The sequence below is a fragment of the Kosakonia sp. R1.Fl genome (assembly GCF_023516815.1).
In the GTDB taxonomy this organism is placed as follows: domain Bacteria; phylum Pseudomonadota; class Gammaproteobacteria; order Enterobacterales; family Enterobacteriaceae; genus Kosakonia.
Window position 1 is genome coordinate 1 of sequence record NZ_JAMGSQ010000002.1, and the last position, 11,984, is coordinate 11,984.

The 11,984-nt window shown below is 49.6% G+C and carries 11 protein-coding genes and 1 pseudogene; 9 read left to right on the forward strand and 3 right to left on the reverse strand.

Annotated features, from left to right (window positions below; all coding sequences use genetic code 11):
• Nucleotides 1-80: 80 nt before the first annotated feature.
• Nucleotides 81-980, reverse strand: coding sequence for a LysR family transcriptional regulator (locus tag M8Q36_RS24485; protein WP_249882852.1), 900 nt, complete (start codon nucleotides 978-980; stop codon nucleotides 81-83).
• Between the two features lie 139 nt (nucleotides 981-1,119).
• Between M8Q36_RS24485 and M8Q36_RS24490 the strand changes: the two genes are divergently transcribed.
• The 7 genes from M8Q36_RS24490 to M8Q36_RS24520 all read left to right on the forward strand — a co-directional run bounded on the left by M8Q36_RS24490 (nucleotide 1,120) and on the right by M8Q36_RS24520 (nucleotide 7,975).
• On the forward strand, nucleotides 1,120-1,425 hold the full coding sequence (locus M8Q36_RS24490) for a hypothetical protein (RefSeq protein ID WP_045910563.1): 306 nt from the start codon (nucleotides 1,120-1,122) through the stop codon (nucleotides 1,423-1,425).
• Nucleotides 1,426-1,436: 11 nt separating this feature from the next.
• Complete coding sequence (locus M8Q36_RS24495) at nucleotides 1,437-2,126, forward strand: type 1 glutamine amidotransferase domain-containing protein (protein ID WP_249882853.1); 690 nt, start codon at nucleotides 1,437-1,439, stop codon at nucleotides 2,124-2,126.
• An 84-nt stretch (nucleotides 2,127-2,210) separates the two neighbouring features.
• Entirely contained in the window at nucleotides 2,211-3,158 is a 948-nt protein-coding gene (locus M8Q36_RS24500) for an aldo/keto reductase (RefSeq protein ID WP_249882854.1), read from the forward strand.
• Between the two features lie 102 nt (nucleotides 3,159-3,260).
• A complete protein-coding gene (locus M8Q36_RS24505; RefSeq protein WP_249882855.1) occupies nucleotides 3,261-4,295 on the forward strand; it encodes an amidohydrolase family protein in 1,035 nt (344 codons plus the stop codon).
• 152 nt (nucleotides 4,296-4,447) lie between these two features.
• Nucleotides 4,448-5,005: an NAD(P)H-dependent oxidoreductase gene (locus M8Q36_RS24510; protein ID WP_249882856.1), complete on the forward strand. Its 558-nt coding sequence runs from the start codon at nucleotides 4,448-4,450 to the stop codon at nucleotides 5,003-5,005.
• 18 nt (nucleotides 5,006-5,023) lie between these two features.
• Complete coding sequence (locus tag M8Q36_RS24515; RefSeq protein ID WP_249882857.1) at nucleotides 5,024-6,043, forward strand: aldo/keto reductase; 1,020 nt, start codon at nucleotides 5,024-5,026, stop codon at nucleotides 6,041-6,043.
• A gap of 744 nt (nucleotides 6,044-6,787) precedes the next feature.
• Nucleotides 6,788-7,975, forward strand: coding sequence for a hypothetical protein (locus tag M8Q36_RS24520; protein WP_249882858.1), 1,188 nt, complete (start codon nucleotides 6,788-6,790; stop codon nucleotides 7,973-7,975).
• A 441-nt stretch (nucleotides 7,976-8,416) separates the two neighbouring features.
• Here M8Q36_RS24520 and M8Q36_RS24525 read toward each other — a convergent pair whose 3' ends face one another.
• The gene (locus M8Q36_RS24525) at nucleotides 8,417-9,298 is read right to left on the reverse strand and encodes an AraC family transcriptional regulator (protein ID WP_249882859.1); all 882 of its coding nucleotides are present in this window, start codon (nucleotides 9,296-9,298) and stop codon (nucleotides 8,417-8,419) included.
• A 234-nt stretch (nucleotides 9,299-9,532) separates the two neighbouring features.
• Here M8Q36_RS24525 and M8Q36_RS24530 point away from each other — a divergent pair, with 234 nt between their 5' ends.
• Entirely contained in the window at nucleotides 9,533-10,711 is a 1,179-nt protein-coding gene (locus tag M8Q36_RS24530) for an alpha/beta hydrolase family protein (RefSeq protein WP_249882860.1), read from the forward strand.
• A gap of 343 nt (nucleotides 10,712-11,054) precedes the next feature.
• Nucleotides 11,055-11,498 carry an acetyltransferase gene (locus tag M8Q36_RS24535; RefSeq protein ID WP_249882861.1) on the forward strand — a complete coding sequence of 148 codons (444 nt, stop codon included), beginning with the start codon at nucleotides 11,055-11,057 and terminating at the stop codon, nucleotides 11,496-11,498.
• A 20-nt stretch (nucleotides 11,499-11,518) separates the two neighbouring features.
• On the opposite strand, the pseudogene M8Q36_RS24540 reads toward M8Q36_RS24535, so the two are convergent.
• Nucleotides 11,519-11,977: pseudogene (locus M8Q36_RS24540) on the reverse strand (helix-turn-helix domain-containing protein); the annotation flags it as partial.
• Nucleotides 11,978-11,984 lie beyond the last annotated feature (7 nt).

An 11,984-nucleotide genomic window follows, 5' to 3' on the forward strand; every position in this document is an offset into this window, starting at 1 on the left:
CTCGCCATTCATTCACTTCTTACAGTTCAATTTATTCAACAAGCTGCCGTCAGGTTAAGTCAGTGCGTCGCGTGTATCTCTCACCCCCTTGACTGAATGATCAGAAAATCAATCAGGGCCTTCACTCTTTTGGTTTTACCCGCGTTTTTTGGGTAATAGAGATATACTGGCGGATAGGTTTTCCAGTAGCGCTCCATCACTGGTATAAAGTGCTCCCTGTCGGGCTGTAACTGCCAAATGGGTTCAAACAAGCGTCCAATTCCCAGCCCATTACGGATCCCGTCTGCCATAACGTCAATATCGTTGCTGATTAACTGCCCGGGCATCTCAACCGTCAACTGTTCTCCTCGATCATTCAGGATCAACGGAAGGATGCGGTTGTTAGTAATAAAACGGTAGCCAATCAGCTTGTGTTGACTGAGGTCTGACGGCACCTCAGGCGTTCCATGCTCGCTGAGATAGGCTGAGGATGCATATAACCCTTCACGAAAGGGTTTCATTAACGGCCGGGCCACCACCCCTCCCTCAAGAATATCGCCAAAACGGATCCCCAGGTCAAAACGCTCTTCGATGATATTCACCGTACCGTCGTAGACCGAAATTTCCAGCTGTATACCCGGATATTGCTGACAGAATTTCGCCATTGCAGGCTTAAGAATTAACAGATAGGCAAAACGCGAGGGAGTAATTCGCACCATACCAGAGGGCTCCTGATTCTGGTCGCGAATGTTTTCAAGCGAATTTTCCAGCGACTCCACCGCCGCTGCGGTCTTTTCCAGCAACAGCTGCCCGGTTTCCGTCAGCTCAATACGGCGCGTCGTACGCACGAAAAGCGGATGGCCGATATGCTCTTCCAGTAGCTTAAGCGCATTGCTGACGGAGGGAGGCGTAATTTCCAGTTTCCTTGCGGCTGCCGAAATATTGCCCTCACGTGCAATGCTCTGAAAGATGCGTATCTGGTTATAAAGGGCATTATTCATAATGTCTTCCTTAAGCATTCACCGCCTGATTATTAAGTACAGTCTAAAGATGCTTAAGTCAATGACCCTCTAATCTTCCTGAAATGCGCCTCTTATACTTTCGTCTCTTTCTACAACGACCTGAGTTCAGGAGACTATGATGCGAATTTTATGTCTGGACATCCCCGCACCTGGAGCATCGCTGGAAAAATATGCTCCGCATCTTAACGCTGAAGCGCTGCACGCCTGGGGATTGTATAAATCCGGCTTCATCCGCGACATCTACTTCCGTCAGGACAGACCTGGTGTCGCCATTTTTCTTGAATGTGACTCTGTCGATGAAGCGATGAACGTAATGGCCGAATTCCCGCTGGCAAAAGCAGGCTTATTAAGCTTCGAGTGCATTCCGCTTGGCTCCTTTATTAACTGGGAAAACCTCTTCGCCGCTGAATTTAAAAATAAATAGTGAGACCCGATATGAAATCTGCAGATAAATCCGTGCTGTGTGTCGTTTCCAGCCATCCGATTAAAGGCGCATCTGGTGTACCGACCGGTTTTTTCCTGGCCGAGCTGACGCATCCGCTTAAAGTACTGGAAGATGCCGGACTAAAAACGACAATAGCCAGCATTCGCGGGGGACAGCCGCCGGTGGATGGATTTGACCTCAGTGACCCTGTCAACGCCTGGTTCTGGAACGAAACCGATTTTCAGCAGCGCCTAGCCACAACGCCTGCGTTATCTGAGCTGAACGGTACCGATTACAGCGCCGTTTTCTTTGCGGGCGGGCATGGAACCATGTGGGATTTCCGTGATAGCCAGGATGCCCAGCGTATTATCCGCGAAGTGTATGAAAGTGATGGGATTGTCTCAGCCGTTTGCCACGGGCCTGCGGCACTGGTTGACGCAAAGCTCAGCAGCGGCGAATACCTAGTGAAAGGAAAAAACGTGGCGGCCTTTACCAACAAGGAAGAGGAAGAAGTTCATACCACAGATGTGGTTCCCTTCCTGCTTGAGACTGCACTCCGCGAGCATGGCGCGCTTCATCATGAAGCCCCGAACTGGTCTGAAAACGTGGTTACCGACGGACGCCTTATCACCGGGCAAAATCCCGCTTCAGCGCACGGTGTAGGTGTGGCGCTGTTGAATGCGCTCCGCCAGACAGCCTAATCCATTCATCTATCTTTCACCGTTACTCACCCTCTTTGGCCGGTATAAGTAAGCAACGATCCGGCCTTTTTTCAGGAGCTGAATATGAAAACACTACCTCCGGTCGCGCTGGGCACATGGTCCTGGGGCACAGGCTTTGCCGGTGGCGACACCGTCTTCGGCAATCATCTTTCTGATACTCAGATGGCAGACGTGTTCACCACTGCCATGAGTAAGGGGCTCAATCTCTGGGATACCGCAGCAGTATATGGCATGGGGAGTTCCGAGGCAGCGCTGGGAGCATTAGTCCGTCAGTTCCCCCGCGAGGATATGATTTTATCCACCAAATTCACCCCGCAGATTGCTGACGAACATTCAGCACAGCCCGTCAGCGATATGCTTGAGGCCAGCCTCGGACGCCTGGGTGTGGACGCGATTGATATCTACTGGATCCATAATCCCCTCGATGTTGAGAAATGGACGCCAGGCCTGATCCCACTTTTACAAAGCGGTAAGGTAAAACGCGTAGGTGTTTCCAACCACAATCTGACACAAATCAGACGCGCCAACGAGATCCTTAACGCTTCCGGTTATTCCCTCAGTGCAGTACAGAATCACTACAGCCTGCTCTATCGCGCTTCTGAAGAGGCCGGGATCCTTGATTATTGCCGACAAAATAACATCACGTTCTTTGCTTACATGGTTCTGGAGCAAGGCGCGCTCAGTGGTCGTTATGATTCACATCATCCCATGCCTGCCGGGAGTGGCCGGGCCGAAAGTTATAACGCCGTACTGCCGCAGATAGAGAGGTTAACCACCGCCATGAAAAAAATAGGGGCCGAGAGGAATGCCAGCGTTGCACAGATAGCCATCGCATGGGCTATCGCGAAAGGTACCCTTCCACTCATCGGGGCGACTAAAGTCAATCACGTTCTGGACGCCGCCAGTGCTTCAGATATCCGGTTACGTGATGAGGAAATCATCCTGCTGGAACAACTCGCCGCAGAGACCAGAGTGGATACACGTGGCGCCTGGGAAAAACCGATGGTGTAAACCCCGTCCGGGACAGACTGTCATGAATGACACTCACGAACGGGCTGTTCCGGCTGATCTTAATCTGCATCACTTTTACTGCTTTGTATGAATGGTGAGAATATGAAAATCATTTGCCTCGAAGAACATTATCTCGACAGCGAGTTAGGGCGAGCGTGTATGCCTGTTGCGCTTGAGCAGTCGCCTTTTCTTGGCGACTGGGGGAAAACCGTCGCTGATGGTCATAATCCGGACCGAAGCCGCCCGCAGATAGAAAAGAATGCGCTGATAAACCAGAAAGGCGTCGATTTGGAAAGCCGTCGCCTCAGAGATATGGATGAGGCTGGAATTACCATGCAGCTCCTCTCTGTGGGCGGATTCCCCCAGCTGGCACCCGAGGATGAAGCGGTAATATTAAACGCGGCGGCAAACAACCGCCTTGCCGGGGCGGTAAGAAAACACCCGGAACGCTTCTCGGCATTTGCCACACTTCCCTGGGCACAGCCGAAAGAGGCTGAAAAAGAGCTTGTCCGCACAGTTGAAGAACTGGGGTTTAAAGGGGCACTTCTGAATGGCAGACCCTCTTCATGCTTTCTCGATCATCCTGACTACGACTCCCTGCTTTCACGCTTTAATAAACTGAATGTACCACTCTATCTCCACCCCGGATTACCGTTTAAAAGCGTACAACAGGCCTACTTCACTGGCTTCAGCGCAGAGGTCAACGCCAGGCTATCTATGTTTGGCTGGGGCTGGCATCACGAAGCGGGGATACATTTGTTGCGGCTGATGTTATCGGGCGCATTTGATAAATATCCCCACCTGCAGGTGATCAGTGGTCACTGGGGGGAGATGCTACCCTTCTGGCTACAGCGTCTTGATGACAGCCTTCCACTGGCTGCAACGGGTCTGTCACGCACGCTAACGAGAACCTTCCAGGAGCACGTTTACGTTACTCCGTCAGGCATGCTGACACTGCCGCACTTCCAGTTTATCTACGCGTTAATGGGGGCAGAAAGGATCCTGTTCTCCGTCGATTATCCCTATCAGACCCTGGACGGTGTAAAAACATTTATCGACAGCCTGCCCGTCAACATGGCTGAAAAAGAGGCCATCGCGTTTCGCAATGCAGAGCGTTTACTCGGCATCACGGCTTAGTTCGCTGATTCATGCTGGCTGAGCACAATGAGATTCAAGCAAACATTATTAGTTTTTGTCTAAAAGTGAATGAGCCTTTACTGTCCTAAAAAAAATAATGCTGTCACTCTATACTGGGTTAAATATTCACCAAAGATGTTTAACTACTTGAAATGAAAAATATCCTTGTTGTGTCAGGTCATCCTGAGCTTACCCATTCCGTCGCCAACGCCACTATTCTTGATGAAGTGGCGACCGCCTTTCCCGATGCGGAAATTCGTCGTCTGGACTGGCTCTATCCGGACGGCAAATTCAATATCGCTGCGGAGCAGGAAAGCCTGCTCAGGGCCGATGTGATTGTCTGGCAGTTCCCTTTTTCCTGGTATGGGCTGCCAGGATTAATGAAACAATGGCTGGACGAGGTCTTTGTTCACGGTTTCGCGCATGGCTCAACGGCGAAACTGGGCGGTAAAAAGCTGATCCTCTCCTTCACAACGGGGGCGCCACAGGAGCTCTATACTGCTGACGGTTTCTTTGGCCATGCCATTGAAGAGTATCTTATTCCATTCGAGACCACGGCAAGGCTGTGCAATCTTGAGTTGCTGGCGCCGGTTTATACCTGCGGTATCAGCTATGCCGACCGGGATGCTGACAAAATCGCTCAGCAAAAAACGCTTGCCCGGGAACACGCTTTAAGGCTTGTCGACCTGCTCAACACCTTTCGTGAATAATCCAGAGGGAGAATAACGATGCAGTATACCCGGCTCGGTAAAAGTGACTTACTGGTCTCTCGCATCTGCATGGGATGTATGGGTTTTGGCGATCCGTTGACGGGCCAGCATCGCTGGACGCTGGGCGAAACAGCAAGCCGGGACATCATTCGCTACGGTCTGGAAAAAGGCATCAATTTTTACGATACCGCCATCGCCTATCAGAACGGCTCCAGCGAGCGGTACGTTGGCCGGGTGCTGCGGGAGATGGCAAAACGCGAGGATGTGGTGCTGGCCACCAAGTTTCTGCCACGAACCGCCGCGCAAATTGCCGGGGGCGTCAGTGGAAAAGAGGCAATAGCCCGATCGCTCGACCAGAGCCTGCAGAATCTGGGGATGGACTACATAGACCTCTACATCTACCACATCTGGGATTACAACACGCCTGTTATCGACGTGCTTGAAGCGCTGCATACCGCTGTTACTGTGGGCAAAGTGCGCGCTATTGGTATTTCAAATTGCTATGCCTGGCAACTGGCGAAGGCGAACGCCCTTGCCGAACGCGAAGGGTTGACGCTCTTTGTTTCCGTACAGAGCCACTACAACCTGATTATGCGTGAAGATGAACGAGAGCTCTTCGGTCTGTGCGCTGAAGATAATATCGCAATGACCCCCTATAGTGCGCTGGCCAGCGGCCGTCTCTCCCGTAAAGAAGGCCACACGCGGCGAGCCACGGAGGATGACTATGCCCGCGGAAAATATGACAGTACAGCAGAACAGGATCGGATCATTATTGAGCGCGTAGCCGAGCTTGCCGAACGGCATCAGGTGTCCATGACGGAAATCTCTCTTGCCTGGCTGCTGACAAAAGTCACGTCGCCTGTCGTAGGGGCCACAAAAAAAGATCACATCGATGGTGCGGTAAACGCAGTAAATCTTCAACTGAGCCCGGAGGAAATCCAGTTTCTGGAAGAAACCTACCAGCCTCATGTTCTGACGGGGATCATGGGGCAAACCACGCCGCAAACCAAAGACATTAAGCAGGTCTGGACGCGGTAGTCATTTTTCACTTTCATGAAACGCGGTCAGGAGCTACCGTGTTAAATCAAGCAATTTCGCCTGTAATATTGCAGAAACGCCCCGTAGCTTGCCTACGGCTGCGCACTCGCAGTACCGCGCGCCTGGCCACAAATGGCCCGCCGTTCCCGGTCGCAAGCGACCGGCGCTAACTGCGCCCCACCGGGGAGGCTTGGTTAGAACAATTTTTTCTGAAAGTTCATTTAGGTCCGGCAGGGCGGGGGATGGGATTGGTGGAACCTATCAATACGTACCGGCTACGCCGGGCATCGGCGATTCAATTATTTCCCTCTATTTCAGTCCAGAATATCGCCTTTTATGCCCTTCGGGCATGACTGACTGGCTGTGCATGTGCACTGCTCGTCAGTCTAAAAAACTAACTTCTATATGGTCCGCTATGAGCGAGGAGCAGAAATTATCGGTATTCATCAATTGAGCAAAATACATTATATATAACTGAAATAACGGCTATCAAAGCAGTATGATGCGGTTGCCATTCAGTAGGAGAAGTAAAATATGGAAAGGTGGCCTCAGGGCATTCCGGTTTTGGTTAGAGCCCTCTATTGTAATCTTACTAGCCATAGCACATTCCATAGCCATTAATTTCTAGTACCAAAGATTATAAAAGGATGGCTGGGAACTATTGACTGTTGATGGTAGTATCTACGCAATAAATAAACCACATTTTTCATTAGCTCATTAATTTTTAATTAAGGGATTTCTTGGATGAATATTCAGACCATGAAAATTGAAATCGATAAACTCATAAATAAAATATGCCGGAATGTGGTTGGTGGAGAATTAACACAACTCGGAGCATTGTTTAATTCATGTTTTCTTGACGGACTATCACAAATAATTTATAGTGGTGAGTGCGCAAAACACCCTAGCTTACTTATTAGTGTAGACGCTGAGTTATGCTGGATTGACAAGGCACCTTACGCAAAACTATGTAGTGGTATACCATTTGATAATAAAGTAGAATTAGGCGATGCAATGTTTATCTTCGAAGAAAAGCTCATTGTAGCGGGTTCACTGATTGTTTTAAATGAAAGGAAGAAAGCTTTTATCTTACAGGCAAAAATCACAGACAAAGAGGCGCAAATTTGCAATGTTCCCATTGCAAATTATGATAAACGTAATAATAAAGATAGCACCTTTAAGGAATTCGAACTTTACAGAAAATGGTCAAGTTTTGATATTTATTACGCATCGAATACGAAGAAAATTCAAGAGTATAATGTTAACTTAATCAATGGTTCAAGTACAGATCCCTGTCGATTTGCATGGTATGGAGTTGCCGCTTCGACTAGAATTCCAAACTTGTCATCAAGTTGGCCTTGCCGATGGATGATTGGAAAGGCGGTGATGAATACTCCGTGCAACAAAACCCTTGGCGAGTTGCTTAGCGGCTTTTATCAAAATCATATTATCGACGGCAGTCAGGTTGGAGAATATTTTGAAGGTGCCAGCAATTCTAATCCTGCGTGGGAAAAGGTAGTTCATCATGTCCTTGTCCGTAGCAAGCAGCTTGGAAAACCGTCTTATTTCCCTACTAATGCCACTACCCAAAATCGGATTGTATCATCACATAAAAGATTTATAGCCCCTCAGCTAATCCAGTTATTTTCTTCATTTGGTCTAAATGGTCGAATAATTACATGTAAATTATTAAATTACCTGTTATCAAATTCTCATTATCCATTGCATTATGTAGTAAGTAGATCACTTAAGAAGAGTATACCACCAAGACTTCTCAGACTTTTGTTTGATGATGTATTAGATATTCTGCAACCTTTCTATCCCGTAACGCTAAGGCTGAATGGAATACACAAACCAAGAAAATTTCCGCTAATACGTGTCACGGTTCAACGCCAGGCGGTTGAAAATTTCAACATCGATGATAAGAGTTAAACCGGGAAACTCTGAAATTTAGTTCTATCTTATTATTAAATGTGAATTTTAAGCATGATTTCTATGCCTGAAATTCATCATAAGACTTTTAATTATCCCAATGCTTACTGAGTTATATTTGTTGATGCTCTTAGGAAAAGAAACTAACGAAGTGGATTTCCTAGCCATTATGTCATAGTTGAGTAGCGCTGATCACCTTCTCCATTTCAATTAGGAAAGATCGTTGTTAACAACTTCCTCTCCTGACACAAAGCAGTCATCTCAACTATTGGACATTCTTGATGAGTTGCCGATTAGACATTCCTGATGAGCGTTGACAGTCTATGTAACAGCAATCTTGCCCATGAGGTTCGGAGTCTTGTGCAAAGAAGAGTGTTATCCTGAAGTCGGGATGCCAGCGAAACCAGCCTGTAATGGATGAAACCAGCGCCACAGATCTGCTCAGCGCTTCATTGGTTGTGCATCCCGGTGGCGTTCTGCCATGTAACGCCCCGGAGATGTTCCCAGTAATTTGCGAAAAAGGGTTGTAAAGCTCGGTACGCTCTCGTAGCCGAGCGAACCGGCAACCTGCTGGATCGATACTCCCTTTGCAAGCCATTCGACAGCGAGCATGATCGTGAGTTGCTGTCGCCAGCGGCCAAAACTCATACCGGTCTGTCGGCTTATCAGACGCGCAAGCGTTCGCTCGCTGAAGCCAAGCCGCTTTGCCCAGTCGCGCAAAGTTCCTCTTTCTGCTGGCGATTGAAGCATCAGGTCTGCCATCCGGCGCAGACGTGCATCGACAGGCATTGGTAAGTGAAGGTTCTCGGGCGGGGCAGTGGTGAGTTCATCGATCATCACATCAAAAAGACGGGTTTCTGCTCCACCCTGTTGGTAAAAAGCGGGAAGGTGCGCAGAGCGGATCAATAATTCGCGCAGCAGAGGCGTCACCGATATGGCACAGCACGTCGCAGGCAGACCCGCCGCTAAGTCTGACGCAATGAACGTGTTATACCCCTCCAGGCCACCCGCAGCCTTGAGACTGTGAGCGATCTCTCCGGGTATCCACATCGCGCTGCCCGGCGGCACAATCCATAGTCCTCCGGCAACCTCACATTTCAGCGCGCCCTTTTGCACAAACATGACCTGCCCTTTCTGGTGGGCATGCGCTTCCAGCTCAAACCCATTCAGGTCTGTGAGGAGAAAGCCCATTGTTACAATTGGGCGAGGGAGCGTGTCCGGGTCGATCCAGTCGGCACCGGCCAGCGACTGATTAAGTATTGGCATCTCACCATTATGCTCAGACGTGTCGCCATGTGGCAAGATTGAATAATAATTTGTCATTTCTTCGCAATGACGACCGGTTGCCAGTTCCTTATAGTCCCTTTTGTGGCAGACGCATTTTCTCTCCGGAGGAAATCCCGTAAGCAAATGCTGACCAACTGGTGATCAGAATGATGGACTCACTAAACAAATCGACGCACGTGAAACGGTTCGTCAGTGGCCTCACTTTTCCAGATTATCCAAAACAGCGCCTTCGCCACACGATCTGCTCCGAACCAAAAAGGAACAACCATCATGGCCGAACAAAACAGCACGTTACGCGGCGACTACTCGACAGCGCGTCTTACCCGGCGTTACCGCTTTGCCGATCCGAATATGGATTTGTTCTTCCTCGGCGCGTTGGGCTGGGGGCCGGCGGGCGGCCTTTCGGTGGGCGAAGCCTTTCATATTGCGTCGCACATTGAGGACGGTAACCCTGACACCTGGTCACAGGCCTTCGAGCGGCAAGGTGAGGTGCTCGCAGCACAGGCAGAGCGCTGGGCCGGACAGGGCGTAATGCGCACTGCCGGTGAAACCCGCCTTAAAGCGTTTGCCTGCTACCGTTCAGCGTGGCAGTTCGTCCTGCCGGGCCCATATTTTTCGGCTTTGTTCCGCAAAGGGCAGGAGCTGTTCGATCAGGCTATGCAAGAATTGGGCTTAGCGACAACGCGCTTTGAGGTCGCTTATTCCGGCGGTAAATTGCCGGGCCATTTTTTCCCTGCAAACGACCAGGCTGCGCCGACAATATTGATTATCGGTGGCGCGGATACCTGCCACGAGGACCGTTTCCTGTCACAGGGGCGCTATTATCTGGAACGCGGCTATGCGGTGGCTCTGGTCGATCTGCCGGGGCAGGGGTTGGTGGCAGAACAGAGCTTGCACTGGGAAGCTGAAATCGAACGACCGATCGGGGCAGTGATCGACACTCTGGTTGCCCGTTTCGGCGTGAATACACAGAAGCTGGCTATGCTCGGCATGAGCCTTGGGGGCTATTTCGCCTGCCGTGCGGCAGCGGAAGAGCCACGTCTTGCGGCCATTATCGCGACACCAGCGCTCTCACGTCCCGAAGAATTATTCCTTGCCGCTGCCGTAGCAACGAAGAAAGAAACGCACACACCATCGGATGCAGCCCACCGCAATATGCAAGTTCTGCTCTGGAAGGCTGGCGTCGATAACCTGACAGCCCTGGCCGATAAGTGGCAAAGCGCCGCCGCCGCTCCCGCGAAGGTTAATGTGCCCTTTCTCACCGTTGTTGGCGGCCAGGAGGGTGCCGTATGGAAGCAGCAGAGCATCGAATGGCACAACGCCATTCCGTCGGCGAATAAGCGATTAACGATGCTGGATGCAGAAACGGGCGCTGACGCCCATTGTCAGGGCAACAATCCTCTGCGCCTTGTGCAGGAGGTGGATGCCTGGTTGTGTGAGGTTTTGTGACAGCAAACTTGCCGGGGGGCACAACCGGAAAAGTCAGATGACCGGGGAAGGATGCCGTTATCTGGTAGACGAGTGATATCAAGCTATCTGTTCGTATGTTTTTGTAAAATAGAGATATTTTAACGACAGTCATGAACGAGGGACGGGAGTTTGTTTTAAAAAGGCCAGGATCTTTGTCGCAGATGATGAACAGGTTCAGACCAAACAGTGTGTTAGCACTACTCATGAGGAAGAAAAGAGATGACGACCAAATCACTATGGTGAATTTAATTTCACAATAGTAAATTTAAATGAACTCATTTTGTACGTAATACGCCAAGTAAAGATCACGTTAAGGTTGAAAATGTTAGAAATCAGAATGTCACGACCATCTGAAGCGTCAGAAATTATACAAATTTGGAAGAGTTCAGTTGATGCTACGCACGATTTTCTGACAGCTCATGACCTGCAAGAAATCGAAAAAGAAGTTATCGGCTTTTTTTCAGAAACCCCTGTATGGGTTGCAACAAATCAGGATGACCAACCACTAGGATTTATGTTTTTGCATGATGGTCATCTGGAGGCACTTTTTGTAGATGCTTCTGCTCGCGGACTTGGCGTCGGCAAGCGGTTGATTTCACATGCACTGTGGCTACATCCAGATCTAAGCGTCGATGTAAATGAACAAAACCAGCAAGCTGTAGGGTTTTATCAGCATATGGGTTTTCAGGTATCAGGGCGTTCCGGGCGGGATAACCAGGGAAGGCCATACCCCCTGTTGCATCTAAGAATAGCGAATACGATGTAACCATTGTGGCAGAGAAAATATCATTGATTTTTTTGGCTAAAAGCGACGATGTAAGAACAGCTCTGCTCACTATCAGGATGTCTCATTTGGTACTCGCTTGCAAAGGTAAGGGCAAGACAGTCACCGGCTCGTAAATGATGGGTCTGATGATTAACTCGAAAATCAAGGCTGCCACTCAGCATCCAAAGTGTTTGCCCGGAAAGATGCTCATTCGCAGAAGCGGGTATCGCCAGCTCACCCATAGCAGGAATTTCAACTCTTATAAGTTCCGGGCATGCCCCCGCCGGGGAAAGCGACCAGCGGGTGATGCCTGATTGCTTATCAGTCCAATGCTGTTGCTGATGAGCAAAGAGAACAAGCGAGTTCTGATGTAGTTCAAGCTCTGCGAAAAGCTTTGATAGCGTAATATTCATCGCGTTAGCTAAACGACTAAGTATCGTTGCACTGGGGCTGGAGGTGCCTCGTTCAACCTTGCTAATGCCCTAG

Bases quoted from the DNA above. Each gene is read 5' to 3' on its own strand.
- M8Q36_RS24485 (WP_249882852.1), bottom strand. From the start codon at position 980: ATGAATAATGCCCTTTATAACCAGATACGCATCTTTCAGAGCATTGCA.
- M8Q36_RS24490 (WP_045910563.1), top strand. From the start codon at position 1,120: ATGCGAATTTTATGTCTGGACATCCCCGCACCTGGAGCATCGCTGGAA.
- M8Q36_RS24495 (WP_249882853.1), top strand. From the start codon at position 1,437: ATGAAATCTGCAGATAAATCCGTGCTGTGTGTCGTTTCCAGCCATCCG.
- M8Q36_RS24500 (WP_249882854.1), top strand. From the start codon at position 2,211: ATGAAAACACTACCTCCGGTCGCGCTGGGCACATGGTCCTGGGGCACA.
- M8Q36_RS24505 (WP_249882855.1), top strand. From the start codon at position 3,261: ATGAAAATCATTTGCCTCGAAGAACATTATCTCGACAGCGAGTTAGGG.
- M8Q36_RS24510 (WP_249882856.1), top strand. From the start codon at position 4,448: ATGAAAAATATCCTTGTTGTGTCAGGTCATCCTGAGCTTACCCATTCC.
- M8Q36_RS24515 (WP_249882857.1), top strand. From the start codon at position 5,024: ATGCAGTATACCCGGCTCGGTAAAAGTGACTTACTGGTCTCTCGCATC.
- M8Q36_RS24520 (WP_249882858.1), top strand. From the start codon at position 6,788: ATGAATATTCAGACCATGAAAATTGAAATCGATAAACTCATAAATAAA.
- M8Q36_RS24525 (WP_249882859.1), bottom strand. From the start codon at position 9,298: ATGACAAATTATTATTCAATCTTGCCACATGGCGACACGTCTGAGCAT.
- M8Q36_RS24530 (WP_249882860.1), top strand. From the start codon at position 9,533: ATGGCCGAACAAAACAGCACGTTACGCGGCGACTACTCGACAGCGCGT.
- M8Q36_RS24535 (WP_249882861.1), top strand. From the start codon at position 11,055: ATGTTAGAAATCAGAATGTCACGACCATCTGAAGCGTCAGAAATTATA.